Origin of the sequence: Rothia uropygioeca (assembly GCF_004136585.1) — a bacterium.
Lineage (GTDB): Bacteria > Actinomycetota > Actinomycetes > Actinomycetales > Micrococcaceae > Rothia.
Window position 1 is genome coordinate 724,019 of sequence record NZ_NOIR01000001.1, and the last position, 16,504, is coordinate 740,522.

Genomic DNA, 16,504 nt, shown 5'->3' on the forward strand with positions numbered 1-16,504 from the left:
ACCGTGGAAGATTTCAGGAAAGAGGATCCGATGGTTGAACGCGCGCCCCGAGTACGTGCCTCCGAATTGACCGGCCGAAATTGGCTGAATACCGGAGGTAAAGACCTGAATTGGTCGGATCTGCGCGGCAAGATTGTCGTTCTGGATTTTTGGTCCTTTTGCTGCATCAATTGCCTGCACGTCCTGGACGAGCTGCGGCCCCTGGAAGAGGAGTTCTCGGACATCCTCGTGACGGTAGGCGTCCATTCACCGAAGTTCGAGCACGAAGCGGACCCCGAGGCCCTGGCCGCAGCCGTGGACCGGTACGACATTCAGCATCCGGTACTGGACGACCCTGAGCTGAGCACGTGGCAGGCCTACACGGCCCGTGCATGGCCGACCCTCGTCGTCGTGGACCCGGAAGGCTACATCGTCGCCCACCTCTCGGGTGAGGGACACGTCCAAGGGCTCGTTTCCCTTGTTCACGAGCTGGCCCAGGAACACGAGGCCAAAGGGACTCTGCACCGGGGTAGCGGCCCCTACGTGCCTCGCCCCAAATCGGAAGGGATCCTTTCCTTCCCGGGCAAGATCAATGCCCTTCCTGCCGAATTGCGCGCACAGGAAGCTCAAGGACAGACGTACCTTGTTACGGATACCGGCCGACACCGCGTCGTCGAGCTGGATGCGTCGCTGGAAAAGGTGCTCCGGACGTGGGGAGGCAATGCCAAGGGGTATCAGGACGGTTCGGCCGACGACTCCCGCTTCAACGAGCCGCAGGGCCTGGCGATCGTGCCGGAAGAGTTGCGAGCCCAGGTCGGGTACGACGTCGTCGTCGCGGACTCCGTCAACCACCGCCTTCGGGGTGTTCGGTTGGACACTGGGGAAGTTACCACGGTGGCCGGCAACGGGGTGCAGCGGTTACTCGACGCGGAGGGTGCGCGCACGGGGGACCCCAACTTCATCGATCCCAAGGCCGACCCCCAATCCGTCTCATTATCTTCGCCGTGGGACCTCGTATGGTCCGATGCCATCGAGTCATTCATCGTTGCAATGGCCGGTACGCACCAAATCTTTTCCTTTGACCCTGTGTCCGGCACGGTCCAGGTTTTGGCGGGGACAGGAGCGGAAGGCCTGCTCGACGGCACCGCTGCGGAGGCATGGTTCGCCCAGTCCTCCGGCCTGGCTCAAGCGGCGGACGGAACCATTTGGGTTGCCGATTCGGAGACCTCGGCACTGAGAAAAATTTCATTCCAGGAAAACGGTCCGGTGGTCACCTCGGCGGTCGGCCAAGGGTTATTTGACTTCGGGTTCCGCGATGGTTCCTCCGAAGAAGCTCGATTGCAGCATTGCCTGGGCGTCGCAGTTCTGCCGGACCAGTCAGTAGCAATCGCGGATACGTACAATGGCGCCGTGCGGCGGTGGGATCCTGCGACGGCCGAACTGACTACCTTGGCCCGTGATCTGGCCGAGCCCTCGGACGTTCTGCTCGAAGACAGAGGGGAAGGTGAAGAGCCCCTTCTCCTCGTGGTCGAGGCGAATGCTCACCAGGTGGTTCGCTTGCCCATCCCCAAGGAAGCCCAGCGGGTTGACGAGGGAGCTTCCCAGACGCAACGGCCGCCGTCTCTTCTGGCGGGAGGAACTCTGGAGATCGTCTCCCGGTTCTCGGCTCCCAGTGGACAGAAACTGGATGACCGCTGGGGCGATCCCACGCAGTTGAAGATCTCGGCCACCCCGCCTGAATTCATCACAGAAGGCTCAGGTGCCCAGCAAGGACTGGCTCGGACGTTGACGTTGAATCCGGAGATCACTGACGCCGTCCTCCACGTTACGGCTCGGGCCGCAGCTTGCGATGGTGAGCCTGGCGGTGAGATCCCGGATCATGCCGCATGTCACCTCTACCAACAGGATTGGGGCATCCCGGTTCGGGTCACAGGCGACGAGAAGGATGAGCGCACCATGACGCTAGACCTGCGGGGGGTCAACTGACAGCAGCCGCCCAGGCGGTTTTTACTTGGTGTTGACGGTGACCTGATCACCGTTGACCTGCAATCCGGCGTTCAGCTGGAACGGAACGGTCTTCTTGACGGTGCTGACTTTTCCCGTGAAGAGGTCGAGCGACTGAAATTCTATTTGGGCTTTTCCCTTAGGGTTTGAAAGTTTCCATTGGCCATTCTTGTCGATCGTTGCCGAAGAGTCCGGATACTCGAGGATGCTCCAGTGCACGTCTCCTTGGACACGCCCCTGGAAGTCGTACTCGAAAGGACAGCCTTTCGGATACAGAGCATCCTGCTGGGCGCACGCGTCGAGTTTCTCGGATACTTGGGACTTGATCGAGTCCTGGGCATGGTGACTCGGTGCCGGCTTCAGAGACAGAACCGGTTTTTGCGATACGTCCTTGGCCGAATCCGAATTGGTTACTGTCGTGGTGGTTTCCGGCGCTTCCAAGAGCGAGGACGAGTATTCGGCTGTGTAGACACCGGGGTAGAAGACCGAGAATTTCTCGTCACTTCCCGGCACACCGACCTTTTGGCGGTTGACCGTTGCCGTCTCGACGCTGGGAGCGGAGACCTCAACCGTGGGAAGGGTCGTCGAGTCGATGGCCCAATCCTCGAGGAATCCGGCGTGGACGCCGGTCCGGTGGACAGGGAAATCGGTGTTCGACGTCGTTCCGTTGAGTTGATAGGTCACGGTGATCACGGCGGAGTCGCCGGAGGTCTGTCGCACGGTGTAGTCGACATGGTCAAGGGTCTTGGTTGCTTCCGAGAGCGGTCGCCCGTCCAGCATGGCAGCATTCGAATCGGGAACTTCTGCGTCCAGCAGAGCCATGGCCTTGCGTCCGTCCCCGTTCTGGATGGCCTGGATATAGTCCCGAACCGGTGCGGTGGGGCCGAATGCATACTGGGCGATCAACGCCATCGTGGCCACTGCGAGAGCTACCGCGACGAGCAATCCGACGCAAAAGGTGGCAAGTGCGCGTGCTACGGGGGATCGGGGAAACATGAGTACCAGCATATCGGCCGTGAAAATTCGACGGATGCGCATCGAATAGGCTTGTAAGCATGGCAGAAAACCTAAGGGATGTTCCCGCCAAGTACGGCACGCTCCAAGAGGGGTTCTACCCGCGCATCAACTCCTACGGTCGCCGAATCCTGTCTGTTCTCCCGACGATCCTTCTCGCGATTGCACTGCTCGCCATTCTGTATTTCAAACGTCCGGCGGCGGCATTTGTGATCGTGGTGCTCGTCATGGAGCTCTTGGCAGCCACAGCCGTCTACTCGATTTTGAAGCCAGCTGTGGCCGTGGTGACGGACACGCATATTCTCAGAGGCCGGTTGATCGGTTGGAAAGCCGTCCCGCGGAACAGTGTGGAACATACCGTGTTCGTGGAGAAACTCAAGCCCAAAGCAGCCTTGAGGGCGAGTGAAGGAACCTGGGCGCGACTGAGGTACCGGGGAATTCCAGGTCTGTGGTTCATCGGCTCCCGGGGAAAGTCACTGATGCGTTTCGATGGGCGTGTATGGGATACCAAAACCCTCCGCAAACTCTCGGGCAAGATCACGCCGCAGACAACCATGTACAGCTCGATCAACGTCACCGAACTCGCCGCCGAACACAAGGGGCTCGTGAGTTGGACCGAATTGCATCCTGCGTTCCGGTCGACGCTGATCGCCATACTGGGGCTCATCTTTCTTGCGCTGATCCTCGTTCTGGGCATATGGCCCGAGCTCCTGGGCGCTCATGAGGGCCTGACTCACGGGGCGGATTAGACTCTTCATATGCGTGAACCGTCATTGTGGGAGATCCAGAAACAAAAGAATCCGGGGCATTCCCGGTGGTACATAGAGCGATTTGAGACCATGCGGGCCAACGGCGCGGACTTGGACGGCGAGGCGCGAACCATCGACGCGATGACGCATCGCAGCTCCGCGATCCTCGACGCAGGGTGTGGTCCGGGGCGAGTGGGTGGGGAATTGGCCCGGCGCGGGCATCAGGTGGTCGGGGTCGATGTGGATCCCGAACTCGTGGAACAAGCGAATCGTGATCATCCTTCGGCGACTTGGCTGACGGGTGACCTCGCGGAACTGGGCTCGGTCCTTCCAGCAGAGTCTTTGGGCACGTTCGACGTGATTGTCTGTGCCGGAAACGTCATGACTTTCCTGGCGCCGTCAACACGTCGTGCAGTCCTTGAAGGATTTCGGACCGTGCTGACTCCCGGGGGACGGGCCGCGATCGGCTTCGGAGGCGGCCGCGGATACGCATTCGAAGACTATTTTTCCGATGCGGAAGCGGCCGGACTCGAGCCCAGTTTGACTCTGGGAACCTGGGATTTGGAGCCCTTCGACCAGGAATCGAATTTCCTGGTGTCGATTCTCCGCAAACCCGTGAATCCGGCCAACGACCAGGGCCAACGAACAAGCCTGCTGAGCTAGGCCCACACATTCGCCGACCGGTCTCGGGCAATACGAAGAATGGGCCGCGGAAGAAAATCCGCGGCCCATTGCCATGTGTTATGGAGCGGCTGACGGGAATCGAACCCGCGTATCAGGCTTGGGAAGCGTGCGCTCTACCATTGAGCTACAGCCGCAAAGTCCATCAAGGACCAGTAGCCATCCTAGCGCATCGTCTGAATCGGTGCGAACCGGTATAAGGAGATTGCCGAGGATGTCTTATTCTTAAAGCGTGCTGATCTCAGACCACGACATTCGCCAGGACATTGAGCGCGGACGCATACAGCTGGATCCTTACGATCCTTCGATGATGCAGCCGGCAAGCATCGACGTTCGCTTGGACAGGTACTTCAGGCTCTTCGACAACCACAAGTATCCATACATCGACCCTCGGGAGGACCAACCCGAGCTGACTCGTTTGATCGAGACCAAACCCGGGGAACCGTTCATCCTGCACCCCGGAGAATTCGTTCTCGGCTCTACCTACGAGCAGGTCACTTTGCCCGACGACGTCGCAGCCCGCTTGGAAGGAAAATCCTCGTTGGGGCGTCTCGGGTTGCTGACCCACTCGACCGCTGGATTCATCGACCCCGGCTTTTCGGGGCATGTGACCCTCGAGCTGTCCAACATGGCCACATTGCCGATCCTGTTGTGGCCTGGGTCCAAGGTTGGTCAGCTGTGCTTCTTCCGATTGAGCTCGCCGACGGACCACCCGTACGGTTCCGGGGCCTATGGGAATCGCTACCAAGGCCAACGGGGGCCGACAGCCTCACGGAGCTATCAGAATTTCCACACCACCGACGTATTCGGGAGTTAGAAACAGACAATGACCGAGACCCTTGTGTTTACCATGAGGGCTATGGGGGCGGTCGTCGACGTTTTCGCTCAATCCGATGTGTCCAGTCGATTCATCGAATCCTTGGTCGCATCCTGGGCGGATTGCAAGCCGCAACGCGCCTCTTCGCCCACGTCCGACCTCATTCCGGGTCATGTGACCATCGCTCTGGTCACGGAGGACCGTCCTTTCCATCAGCTGGCTGAAACGGCTGGGCAGCCTATTTCGGCGGTCGTGGTCAGTGATGCTGATATTGCCACCGCGGCCCAGGAATTCACCTCATCGGTGACTCTCGCTCTGATTCGGCATCACGTCGTGGAGTTACATCTTTTTCATTCCGCGTCGTTGATGAATCCGGAAACCGGCGAAGTCGTCGCACTCGTAGGGCCCTCTGGACGGGGCAAGACTACGGCAGCTCGGGCTCTTGCCCGGAACGGCTGGGTTTATCTGAGCGATGAGACCTGCGCGATCGACCCGAATACCCTACGAGTCTTTCCGTATTCCAAGCCGCTTTCAATCATTCGGCAGCCAGGCGAGCCCAAAGCGCAGATCGCCGCTTCGGAGCTGGGCCTGCGCACCGTGGCGAAAGCGAGGGAACCCGAGCCCAGGCTCGCGCACATCGTCATTCTGCGGCGCGAAAGCGAGCTGTCCGCGGCAAGCAGCAACCTCGAGTTGGGCAGTAGCGGCGAACGAACGGAATCCGGCCAAGGCGTCAGCAATATGCCGTTGCTGAACGGGCTGCAGGCTCTGGCGGAACAGTCCTCCGGACTGGCCCGTACGCCCGATGGTCTCCGAGGCCTTGCGCTTCTGGCCGACCGAGTGGGTGGGATCAGGGCCGTGGATTATCGGGAGGCGGCCGACCTCCCCGCACTGCTGTCCGAGCTCGCCGATCAGCCTCCTTCCGCCGAGGAGTGGAGATACTTTCCTCCGGCGGAACCGTATTGGGACGTGCCGGATCCGCAACTTCCCGAGACCAGACCAGAGTCCAGCGGGCCGGTCGAAAATTCGGGTACTTTTGCCCGGAACAGTCATGTTTGCGGAATCGGCACTGAGGACGGAGTCCTGCTGATGCACGTGAACCGAACGGTCATTTACACGAGGCTCGGTGCAGATCTCTGGATCGAGGCGGAGCGTGGAAGAACGCGACAAGAACTCGAGAACAAACTGAGCGAGACGTACGGCCCTCCTCCGGAAGGTGTCTTCAACCGGATACTTTCGGACATCGTCAACGATAAGACCGTTATTCGAGTCGACGCGCGATAGCGTACGGCTCCGCACATCGAATCGGAGAAATCAGCATGACCGCACTTGTCTTTCCGGCCCTGATTCTTGCCGTCGTCCTGTGGGTTTCAGGGCTCGCCAAGCTCCGTGACCCTAATGGCGTTGCCGCGGCGTTCAAAGACCTCAAGGTGCCATCGGCCCTGGACCGACCGTGGCTACGATCCGCATTCCCCTGGGGCGAGATCGCTCTCGGTGTTCTTCTTCTCGTGACGCCTGGCTGGTTGGCCCCGGTCGTGGCCTTGATTGCCTTCGCTCTGTTCGCAGCGTATTGGGCCTTGATATATCAGGCCCTGGGCTTCGATCAGCCCGTCGCGTGCAATTGTTTCGGAAAGGCCAATTCGGATCCTGTGACCCACTGGACGCTGTGGCGCAATACAGGGCTTGTTCTTCTTTCTGCTTTCTGGCTCGTCGCGTCATTCTTCACATCATCGCCCGGGCTGTTTGCCCAAGCCTCGGGCAACGATCTCCTGTGGATCGTGGGACTTGCTTGTGGTGCGGGAATCCTCTTTCTCGCGATCTCCCCGGCATCCCGCCGCGCCGCGGAAGCCAAACGAGCCTCCGCCCGGCAGCACCATCCGGTTGAGGGCCCGGACGCCGCAGTGTCGCCCACCCAACCGGTTTCCGCTGAGGACGACGACGCCGAGGAATACGTGCGGCATCCGATTCCCGGGGTCGTCGTCAAGAACTCCGAGGGGGAACTCGTCGCACTCACGCGTTTGGCCTCGGCTCAAGCGCGCCTGCTCCTTTACATCTCGCCCGGTTGCGGTTCATGTGCGGAGATCATCGCCTCCGCACCGGAATGGGCCAAGGCCCTGGGCCCATCGGTTGGGGTCCACCTGGTCACCGGGTCGCGCAAGGAGATCCTGGAGACGGTCGCCGACGCCTCGCTCTGGGACTCGGCCCTATACGACGTCGGCGACTTCATGGGGGGCTTGTTGGGCTTGACGGGAACCCCGAGCGCCGTCCTCCTGGGGGCCGACGGCCTGCTCGCCGGTGGCCCGGTCAATGGTGCACCGGACATCACCATTTTTGTCCAGGACATCCAGGATGAGCTGGAAGCCGCGCGGCAAGAACCAAGCCCCCGGCAAGAACCAGCATGATCCCGAGGATCCCCCAAACCTGGGCCCCGAGGAGGCCGACGAACAGTGCGAAAAGCGCGGGGGCGAGGAAACTCATGGCCCGGCCTGTCGTGGAGTACAAGCCGAAGTATTCCCCTTCGTCGCCGGGTTTCGTGAGACGGGAGAGGTAAGTACGGGAGGCAGACTGCGCTGGCCCGACGAAAGCACAGAGCGCCAGACCGCAGACCCAGAACAAGCCGGGGGCCTGGAAGAATAGAAGGGGAGCCGCCGCGATGAGCAAACCAATGAGCGACGCCAGGATCACGCGTTTCGGTCCGAGGGAATCGTCGAGACGGCCACCCAGTACTGCGCCGAGACCAGCAACGATGTTGCCAGCGATGGCGAAGACGATCACTTGACTCGTCGAGAAGCCAAAGGTCCCCGCGGCAAGTACACCCCCGTAAGTGAACACCCCGGCCAGGCCATCCCGGAAGACGGCCGAGGCGATGAGGAATTTGAGGGTTACGGGTTCTTCTCGGTACATACGGCGCAGAGTGCGCCCGAGGCGGCGGTATGAAACGACCCAAGAATCTCGGACTCCGGTGAAATTCTCGCCCGTGGCCGAGCCGAATCCGCTTTCGGGGGCCGTGACTCCAGGGAAACGAATCAGGATCGGCAGGGACAGAGCGGCGAGCCAGATCGCGGAGAAAAGGGCCACGGCTCGCAAATTCAATGAATCTTCATGAGGAAGACCCGGAAAGCCCGGTGATACGAATCCGAAGAGAACGATCACCAAGGCGATGATTCCGCCGAAGTATCCGAAGGACCATCCTGTTCCGGAGACTCGACCGACGGTTTCCGGCGTCGATACCGAGGGAAGAAGGGCGTTGTAGTGCACGGTGGCGATTTCGCTGAAGACATTGGCCAGCGCGATCAGCCCTACTCCCAACCAGAGATAGGACGGATCGGGGCGAACGAAGAAGCACGCAGCGACGCATAAAGCGACACCTGCCGTGGTCACGGCGAGGGACCGCCGACGTGATCCGTTGCGATCGGCTCTCTGTCCTGTGACAGGGGCTGTCAGCGCGATGACCAGACCCGCGATCGCAAGGCCTGCGGAGAGAACCTGCGTCGTGTGCGTTTTCGTGCCGAAGAGCTCGCTCGTCAGATAGACGTTGAAGACGAAGGTCGTCATGACGGCGTGAAAGCTCGAGGCCCCCGCGTCCCAGAGTGCCCAGGGGAGCACGGGCTTTCGTTTCCTGGTCTGGGCAGGGACCTCCGCGGAGGTGTCATAGCTCATAGTGCTCAGGGTACAAGCGAGTCGGAGGTTCGCGCGCCTCCACGAACTCCTAAAGTCTCGGATCGTGGAGAGGAATGCTCAGGTGCTCGAACATTTGCATTGCATAACGTAATAGTCAGCTCTCAGCTTGCCCGGCAAACGACACATAACTGCGCTGGTATTCTTAGTGGGGACCAGACCCCGAGGCCCTAAGAGGAGGATCCTGCGTGAGCTTCGTGATCCTGGTCCATGGCCTAGCGGCCCTCATCTCCCCGGCATGTTTCCGACGATGGGGCCGCACCAGTTTTTATGGCCTTGCGGTTGTCCCCGCAGTCTCCTTCATATGGCTCTGCACGACCGCCCCTGGTGTTTTCGGCGGGCACGACGTCACTGAGAGCTTTCCATGGATCCCGCAATTGGGGATCAGTCTTACTTTCCGGTTGGATCCATTGTCCTGGATTCTTTCCGCGATGATTCTCGGTATCGGTGCGCCGATCCTTTTCTACTGCGCGTCGTACTTCAAACACACCAACCAATATTCCGGGGCTTTCGGAGCCCAGCTGGTGTTATTCGCCGGCGTCATGTTCGGCCTGGTCACGGCGGACGACATGATCGTGATGTTCGTGTTCTGGGAAGTCACGAGCATCCTGTCGTATCTGTTGATCGGATTCGCTCACGTGCGGTTCTTCGCTCGCCGGGCGGCCCTCCAAGCCTTGATCGTCACAACGGCCGGTGGTCTGGCGATGTTCATCGGCGTCATCATGTTGGGCATCGCCAGCGATTCCTACCTCCTGTCCGACGTCGTCGCACGAGCTCCTCAGACCATCAACGCCCCGGGTGGCGGGGTCGCGGTTGGCGCAGCCCTCGTTCTGATCCTGGTCGGAGCGCTGTCGAAGTCGGCTTTGTTCCCCCTGCATTTCTGGCTGCCGGGTGCCATGGCCGCCCCAACGCCGGTCTCGGCTTTCCTCCACGCGGCTGCCATGGTCAAGGCCGGTATCTACCTCGTTGCCAGACTTGCGCCCGGGTTCGCCGATGTCGCTCCCTGGACCGGTCTGGTGGTTGTGGTCGGCCTGTTCACGATGCTGTTCGGCGGTTACCAAGCGCTGAAGCAATTCGATCTCAAACTGATCCTCGCGTACGGGACCGTGAGCCAGCTTGGCTTCATCATGACGGTCGTCGCCATCGGGAGTCCGGGCGCGATATATACCGGTTTGGCTATGATGGTCGCGCACTCGCTCTTCAAATCGGTTTTGTTCCTGGCCACGGGAATTATCGACCACCAGGCCGGTACCCGTGAGATCACCCGCCTTTCCGGTATCTGGAGGAAGGCTCCAGGGCTGTTCGTCATGGCCATCCTGTCCGCAGCGTCCATGGCGGGTCTGCCCCCACTGGCCGGCTTCGTGACGAAGGAAGGCATCCTCGAATTGGGCGTCGAGGGACTGAGCCACGGTCTGGGGACGCTGAATACCACGGAATCCGCGGTGGTCCTGGTCTGCATAGCGCTCGGCTCAGTGCTGACGCTGGCGTACAGTGCTCGGTTCATTTGGGGTGCATTCGCAACCAAAAAGGCCGGAGACGCCCATCCGGATCTGATCCAGGGAGGCTCGGTTCACGCGACCGACTTCCATGTGATCCCCTTCAACTTCGCACTGGCCCCGGGGCTCATCACGGTTCTGACGGTCGCCTTCGGTCTCTTTCCGGAACCTCTGCACGCGATGGTCTACGACTACGCGAGATCGGGCGGCCATCTGGAACAGCACTTGGCGCTGTGGCACGGAATCACCCCGGCGCTCGGACTCTCCCTGGTCATTATTGCGTTGGGTTTTGGGCTCTTCGCCCTTCGCGTGCCCATCCAACGATTCCAACTCGCTTTGCCGAGCCTCCCGACCGCGGACACCGTGTACCGCGCTGTCATTGGGGCAATCGATTACCTGGCCGTCCGAATTACGGGGTACACGCAGCGGGGTTCTTTGAGCTTCTATCTTGCGGTCATCCTCGTGACGGCGGTCGTCGTGCCGACTATCGGTCTTTTCATCGTCGAGACTCCGCCGCTGAATTCCTTCGTTTGGTCGGACTCACCCGCGCAGTGGGCCATTGCGACTGTCATGGTGGGTGCATCGTTGGTCGCGGTTCGGGCCAACAAACGGTTCCTGGCCATCCTCATGGTCTCGGTCACCGGCTACGGCCTTGCCCTGATTTTCGCGCTTCGTGGAGCGCCTGACCTGGCGTTGACCCAGCTCCTGGTCGAAACCATTTCGCTGATCGCCTTTGTCCTGGCCTTGCGGATGCTGCCATCCGGTATGGGCCAGAGAAAGACGACCAGGAAGCCCATCCGCATCGCGATTGCGGCAGGTTTCGGCCTGTTCATGATGGCCTTGGCGGCTTTCTCGATTTCTTCGCGCACCGAGGCGCCGATTTCAGTGGATATGCCGCAACTGGCTTACGAAATCGGGCACGGCAAGAACGTCGTGAACGTGACGCTCGTCGACATGCGTGCTTGGGATACTTACGGAGAGATCTCGGTCCTCGCCCTTGCGGCCACGGGCGTGGCCAGTTTGATATTCATCGCCGGCCGCCAGGACGGCGGCGGCAACAATCCTGACCTCGACACGGGACGCATCAAAGCTGTGACCAAGCGGTACGCGGGGCGAACCGGGCTGAGCCCCGGGGTCCGTGTCGCCGGGCGCTTCATGAATGTGAAACGAGATCCCTTCCTCGTCGCGGGCCGGACCCTCGCGCCAGAAAACCGTTCGTTGATGCTCGAAGTCATCACCCGGTTGTTGTTCCACACGATCATGCTCACGTCCGTCTACCTGTTGCTTGCCGGTCACAATCTGCCCGGTGGGGGCTTCTCGGGCGGCCTGCTTGCCGGACTCGCACTGGGCCTTCGGTACCTCGCCGGCGGACGCTATGAACTCGAAGAAGCGACGCCTCTCAACGCCGGTGTTCTGCTGGGCTCGGGAATGATCATCGCGGCCCTCTACGCGCTTCTTCCCCTGGCATGGGGCGGGACAGTTTTCACCTCGTACAACGTCAACCTCGACCTGTGGCTCTTCGGGGAGGTCCACTTCGTGACCTCCACGATCTTCGACGTCGGAGTGTACCTCGTCGTGATCGGTCTGGTGCTGGACGTGCTCCGGAGCCTCGGAGGCAGAATCGACTCCGTCCTCGAGGAAGAGCGCGAGAAAGAACGGGAAAAAGCCAGGATCACTGGCCGGAAGCGTCGCCGCATCAAGGTCCGGCGCTCGGGTGGACCGCAGACCTCCGTCATTCCTTCGGGACCGGTCACCGCCACAAGCGAAGAGGAGCCGGTGCACGAGTCTTCCTCACGAGGCAAGGCTCAAACGGCGTCCGAATCGTCGAATAATTCAGGGGAGGGAGCGCAATGATCGATGCTGCACTGCTCTTGGTCATGGGCGTCCTCTACGCGGTGGGCGTTTACCTGATCCTCGAGAAATCGTTGACCAAGGTCCTCTTGGGTTTGATGCTCATTACCAACGCAACCAATATCCTGATCCTGCACACCGGTGGGTTGTCTGGGCTGCCAGCTTTCTTCGACCCGGCGGTCGACGGAGACGAATACTTCGATCCGTTGCCTCAGGCTTTGGTCCTGACAGCCATCGTGATTTCATTCTCGGTCACCGCGCTGATGCTTGGCATGATCTACCGCAGCTGGGTTCTCTCCCGCCGGGACGACATCCAGGACGACGCCGAGGACCGTCGCGTCGCCGCCCAGCCTGATTACGATCCGGAAGACGACGACGCCGCTCCCATCGAACCGTCTGAGTTCGAGGGCTCCGAGGAACAACGAGAGGAAGCCTATCGCCAGCGCAAACATGCCGAGCGAACCAAACGAGAGGGTGCCCGTTCGTCCTCGGACGACGAGTCGCCCGGCTTTGCCGGGGAGCATCACCCTCACCTCGGGCGTGGCGACCGTGACCAAGGGGAGTGGCACGCGTGAACGCTGTTGACTTTGCCCCCGCCGCCGTTGTCTTTCCGCTCATGGCGGCCGGGGCCAACTTCACGCTGTACCGACACCCCAATGCGCAGCGTCTCTTGTCGATCATCGCAATGCTCGCGACGTTGAGCCTCGAATCGGTCTTGTTGGTTTCCACATGGGGAACGAGCCCACAATCCGTGACTCTGGGAGCCTGGGCCGCTCCATTCGGCATCGTGATGGTCGTGGACCAACTGTCCTCGCTGATGCTCGTGGTTTCCACGTTGGTTTCGTTCGCAGTGATGATTTACGCGACCGGTCAGGGCCTGGCGGACGGAGATTCCGACGCCCCGATCTCGGTTTTCTACCCGACCTACCTGGTCTTGCTGGCGGGCGTGTCGAATGCCTTCCTCGCAGGCGATCTTTTCAATCTGTACGTCGGGTTCGAAATCCTCCTGACCGCGAGTTACGTGCTGCTGACAATGTCCGGTTCGGCCCCCAGAATCAGGGCCGGCATCACGTACACGGTCGTTTCCGTGATCTCGTCGATGTTGTTCCTGATATCGATCGGAATGATCTACGCCGCACTCGGGACCGTGAACATGGCCGATATCGCGGCCAAGGCGCCTGACTTACCGGTCGGGACGCAGCTTCAACTTCACCTCATGCTCCTGGTTGCTTTCGGGATCAAGGCAGCGGTCTTCCCACTGTCCCTGTGGCTTCCGGACTCGTATCCGACCGCGCCCGCTCCGGTGACCGCGGTGTTCGCCGGGTTGCTGACCAAAGTTGGCGTCTACGCGATCATTCGCACCGAGACCCTGCTGTTCCCGGGAAGCCGGGTGGACAATTTGCTGGCCTTGGTCGCGGCGGCCACTCTCATCGTCGGAATCCTCGGTGCCCTGACGCAGAGTGACATCAAGAGAACTCTTTCCTTCATCCTGATCAGCCACATCGGCTACATGATTTGGGGCATCTCCTTGGCCACACCGGAAGGCATGATGGCCGTGGTCTTCTACATCGCGCACCACATTGTGATCCAAACCAGTCTTTTCATGGTGGTCGGCTTGATCGAACGTCGTGGTGGTTCCGCGAATACCGACCGTTTGGCCGGGTTGGCCAAGATTGCCCCGGTTCTAGGTATTCTGTATTTCATCCCGGCCATGAATCTCGGTGGTATTCCGCCGTTCTCGGGATTCCTCGGCAAGGTCGGACTGATTGACGCGAGCGTACATGCCGGTACATGGCAGGGCTATGCCTTGGCAGGAGTCGGCGTCTTCGTATCGCTGCTGACCTTGCTGACGTTGGCCCGAATCTGGAATCGCGTGTTCTGGCGGAAACCCGAGGACGCGGAGTTCCCGGATCCCATTCTGCTCGCCAAGGACCAGGACGGTAACTACGGGGTGAGGACCTCTGGTGAGCTCGACGTCGAGTCCCGTCGCTACCGCGGCAAGGACGTGACATTGCTGCCCCGTCCGATGATGGCCTCGACCATTGGCCTCGTGGCGGTCGGCGTCGCGATCACCGTTTTGGCCGGGCCGCTCTTCGACCTTTCTCATCAAGCCGCGGGAAACCTGAGCGACCCGCAGGTCTACATCGATGCGGTCTTGGGGCAGGACCACGGAACCTCTGCGGAAGGGGGCCACTGAGATGAGTCCATCCGCTCACCGCGCGCCTCGCGTGCGTCCCAAGAACACACTGCGTACCGAGTTGCCCCTGATCTTCTGGTTGGTTTTGGTCTGGGGTGCTCTGTGGCAGGACTTCTCGATAGGAAACCTGGCTTTCGGGCTGATCATGGCTCTGGTGATCGTCCGGGTCTTTTACCTCCCTCCGGTCCAGCTATCGGGAAGATTCAACGTTTTCTGGGGCGCGGTCCTGGGCACAAAATTCGTGTGGTGGATCGCCAAGGCGAGTTTCGAGATCCTGTGGTTCACGGTGAGACCACGCGGCGCGCCGAAATCGGCGGTGGTATCCGTCCGGTTGCGTATCAACAGTGATCTTCTCATTACCGTCGTCGGACATATCGTTTCCCTCATTCCGGGGTCCCTGGTGGTTGAGGTCGATCGCCGGAGTGCCACGATCTACTTCCACGTGATCGATATCAACACGGAAGACGAAGTGCGCGCGTTCCAAGAGAGCGTGAGATCCATCGAGAACTTGGTCATCCGGGTGATGGGCACCAAGGAAAGTCACGAGGCCCTGAAATCCGGAAGCCTTGAGGAGGTGTCGCAATGACCGTCGTCATTGTCATCTGCGGCGTCATTCTGGTGCTCGCTGCGATCGGGACCATAGTTCGCCTGGCCAAGGGGCCTTCACTGTTGGATCGCGTGATCGCCTCCGACGTGCTGCTGGCTATCGTCGGTGCGGGGCTCTCAGTGGACATGGTCTACCGGGACAGTTACGAGAACATCACCATGCTCGTCGTGATATCCCTGGTCGGTTTCTTGGGGTCCGTGACTGTTGCTCGCTTCGCAAACAACAAACGCGAACGCAAGGATGAACGCGAATCTCGGGCAGGTTCGGCAGAGAGCACTTCGCCCGCGAAGCCTGCTGGTTCTCGCAAGCCTTCCAAACTTTCCCCCGGCACAACCAAGAAACAGCGAGGTGATCGTTAGATGGACCTCGTATTCGACATCCTGACCGGGATCTGCCTGATCCTCGGTTGCCTCATGTCTCTCGGGGCCGCGCTCGGCATCGTCCGTTTTCCGGACGTTCTTTCAAGACTTCACCCAGGGGCCAAACCGCAGGTTTTCGGTTTGTTCTTGCTTTTGGCCGGGATCGGATTCGCGGCGCGTTCATGGGCTCTGGTTCCAGCGCTCGTATTGGCGTGGACCCTCCAAATCCTGGCGGTACCCGTCTCCTCGCACATGGTAGGACGTTCCGGGTTCCGCAATCGTCACTTCACGGCATCGGCTCTCACGGTCAACGAGCTTGCCGACCTCGTGGAGCAGATGAACCGTGAAGAGGAAGAAGAAGAGGCTCCTGCTGAAGCAACCGACGAGCCGCGCGACGTCGACGCCGACGCCGCCGGTCTCGGGAACGATGCGCAGGCCAAACCCGAAAGCGACCTGGAGGCAGAGCGGGACTGAGCGACGTGAGAACAATGGCGGGCGCGTGAAGGATTCACGCGCCCGCCATTGTTCGTATCGAGGGGAGGGCTATCAGACCTCGGCCTGGCCGCCGGTCTCGACTTCTTCCTTGTGCTCCATCTTGTTGGCCAGCCGCGTGACGCTCAATTTGATGAGGGTCGCGACGACACCGCTGATCGCGGTCCAAATGACGATGTCGCGGATGCTTTCCTCGGCGTCCGGATTGCTCGACGGCGGTTCATTGCCGGTAACCTTCTTCCAGCCCAGCGTCATGACCTTATTGGCCGCGAATACTCCGGCCAAGGACGCAACCGTGGAACCGATCTTGATAACGGGATTGCTCATCCATCTCTCCTCTTCATTCGCACCGGCGGTGCGGCCGGTCACGTTCAGCTCTCTCTAGCCTAATCGTACGAGTTTGCCTTTGTCCCAATCTGCTGGGCGATTCACCGGAAGTGAAATGAGTCAGATAGACTGGGGGACGTTCAAGAACGACAGGGGAGCCTCGGATGAGGCTGAGAGTGCGAAAGCAGACCCTCGACCTGATGCGGTTAGCACCGACGTAGGGAGTCGAGATCTCGGGCGTATCCAAGAACAGTAC

14 protein-coding genes, 1 tRNA gene, 1 pseudogene and 1 riboswitch are annotated in these 16,504 nt (G+C 60.5%); of the genes and pseudogenes, 12 read left to right on the forward strand and 4 right to left on the reverse strand.

Annotated elements, in window-relative coordinates; genetic code table 11:
* The first annotated feature begins 30 nt into the window (after nucleotides 1–30).
* The gene (locus EWR20_RS03175) at nucleotides 31–1,965 is read left to right on the forward strand and encodes an NHL domain-containing thioredoxin family protein (RefSeq protein WP_129358909.1); all 1,935 of its coding nucleotides are present in this window, start codon (nucleotides 31–33) and stop codon (nucleotides 1,963–1,965) included.
* A 21-nt stretch (nucleotides 1,966–1,986) separates the two neighbouring features.
* On the opposite strand, the gene EWR20_RS03180 is transcribed toward EWR20_RS03175, so the two are convergent.
* The gene (locus EWR20_RS03180; protein ID WP_129358912.1) at nucleotides 1,987–2,979 is read right to left on the reverse strand and encodes a hypothetical protein; all 993 of its coding nucleotides are present in this window, start codon (nucleotides 2,977–2,979) and stop codon (nucleotides 1,987–1,989) included.
* Between the two features lie 59 nt (nucleotides 2,980–3,038).
* On the opposite strand from EWR20_RS03180, the gene EWR20_RS03185 reads away from it, so the two are divergent.
* Nucleotides 3,039–3,746, forward strand: a complete 708-nt coding sequence (locus EWR20_RS03185) for a hypothetical protein (protein ID WP_129358914.1) — start codon at nucleotides 3,039–3,041, stop codon at nucleotides 3,744–3,746.
* A gap of 9 nt (nucleotides 3,747–3,755) precedes the next feature.
* The gene (locus tag EWR20_RS03190) at nucleotides 3,756–4,409 is read left to right on the forward strand and encodes a class I SAM-dependent methyltransferase (RefSeq protein ID WP_129358916.1); all 654 of its coding nucleotides are present in this window, start codon (nucleotides 3,756–3,758) and stop codon (nucleotides 4,407–4,409) included.
* An 81-nt stretch (nucleotides 4,410–4,490) separates the two neighbouring features.
* Here the strand turns inward: EWR20_RS03190 and EWR20_RS03195 are convergent.
* Nucleotides 4,491–4,564: transfer RNA gene (locus tag EWR20_RS03195), tRNA-Gly, on the reverse strand.
* A gap of 95 nt (nucleotides 4,565–4,659) precedes the next feature.
* Here EWR20_RS03195 and dcd point away from each other — a divergent pair.
* From dcd to EWR20_RS03210, 3 genes are read left to right on the forward strand one after another with little or no spacing between them, the layout of a single operon-like run.
* Nucleotides 4,660–5,244, forward strand: a complete 585-nt coding sequence (gene dcd / locus EWR20_RS03200) for a dCTP deaminase (protein ID WP_129358918.1) — start codon at nucleotides 4,660–4,662, stop codon at nucleotides 5,242–5,244.
* A gap of 9 nt (nucleotides 5,245–5,253) precedes the next feature.
* Entirely contained in the window at nucleotides 5,254–6,525 is a 1,272-nt protein-coding gene (locus EWR20_RS03205; protein WP_129358921.1) for a P-loop NTPase family protein, read from the forward strand.
* Between the two features lie 35 nt (nucleotides 6,526–6,560).
* Nucleotides 6,561–7,643 carry a MauE/DoxX family redox-associated membrane protein gene (locus EWR20_RS03210; RefSeq protein WP_129358923.1) on the forward strand — a complete coding sequence of 361 codons (1,083 nt, stop codon included), beginning with the start codon at nucleotides 6,561–6,563 and terminating at the stop codon, nucleotides 7,641–7,643.
* Here the strand turns inward: EWR20_RS03210 and EWR20_RS03215 are convergent.
* The gene (locus tag EWR20_RS03215) at nucleotides 7,564–8,901 is read right to left on the reverse strand and encodes an MFS transporter (RefSeq protein WP_129358925.1); all 1,338 of its coding nucleotides are present in this window, start codon (nucleotides 8,899–8,901) and stop codon (nucleotides 7,564–7,566) included. The two genes, EWR20_RS03210 and EWR20_RS03215, sit on opposite strands and share 80 nt — an antisense overlap.
* Before the next feature lie 206 nt (nucleotides 8,902–9,107).
* On the opposite strand from EWR20_RS03215, the gene EWR20_RS03220 reads away from it, so the two are divergent.
* The 6 genes and pseudogenes from EWR20_RS03220 to mnhG all read left to right on the forward strand — a co-directional run bounded on the left by EWR20_RS03220 (nucleotide 9,108) and on the right by mnhG (nucleotide 15,903).
* A complete protein-coding gene (locus EWR20_RS03220; protein ID WP_129358927.1) occupies nucleotides 9,108–12,269 on the forward strand; it encodes a Na+/H+ antiporter subunit A in 3,162 nt (1,053 codons plus the stop codon).
* Nucleotides 12,266–12,841: a Na(+)/H(+) antiporter subunit C gene (locus EWR20_RS03225; protein WP_129358930.1), complete on the forward strand. Its 576-nt coding sequence runs from the start codon at nucleotides 12,266–12,268 to the stop codon at nucleotides 12,839–12,841. The genes EWR20_RS03220 and EWR20_RS03225 overlap by 4 nt, the downstream gene beginning before the upstream one ends.
* The gene (locus tag EWR20_RS03230; RefSeq protein WP_129358932.1) at nucleotides 12,838–14,463 is read left to right on the forward strand and encodes a Na+/H+ antiporter subunit D; all 1,626 of its coding nucleotides are present in this window, start codon (nucleotides 12,838–12,840) and stop codon (nucleotides 14,461–14,463) included. The genes EWR20_RS03225 and EWR20_RS03230 overlap by 4 nt, the downstream gene beginning before the upstream one ends.
* 1 nt (nucleotide 14,464) lies before the next feature.
* Nucleotides 14,465–15,049 carry a Na+/H+ antiporter subunit E gene (locus tag EWR20_RS03235; protein WP_129358934.1) on the forward strand — a complete coding sequence of 195 codons (585 nt, stop codon included), beginning with the start codon at nucleotides 14,465–14,467 and terminating at the stop codon, nucleotides 15,047–15,049.
* Nucleotides 15,046–15,303 (forward strand): annotated as a pseudogene (locus EWR20_RS03240) (monovalent cation/H+ antiporter complex subunit F); the annotation flags it as partial. The gene EWR20_RS03235 and the pseudogene EWR20_RS03240, both read left to right, overlap by 4 nt.
* Before the next feature lie 126 nt (nucleotides 15,304–15,429).
* A complete protein-coding gene (mnhG, locus tag EWR20_RS03245; protein ID WP_129358938.1) occupies nucleotides 15,430–15,903 on the forward strand; it encodes a monovalent cation/H(+) antiporter subunit G in 474 nt (157 codons plus the stop codon).
* A gap of 72 nt (nucleotides 15,904–15,975) precedes the next feature.
* Here the strand turns inward: mnhG and EWR20_RS03250 are convergent, their stop codons facing one another.
* The gene (locus EWR20_RS03250; protein WP_129358940.1) at nucleotides 15,976–16,248 is read right to left on the reverse strand and encodes a DUF4235 domain-containing protein; all 273 of its coding nucleotides are present in this window, start codon (nucleotides 16,246–16,248) and stop codon (nucleotides 15,976–15,978) included.
* 141 nt (nucleotides 16,249–16,389) lie between these two features.
* A riboswitch (TPP riboswitch) is annotated at nucleotides 16,390–16,489 on the forward strand.
* Nucleotides 16,490–16,504 lie beyond the last annotated feature (15 nt).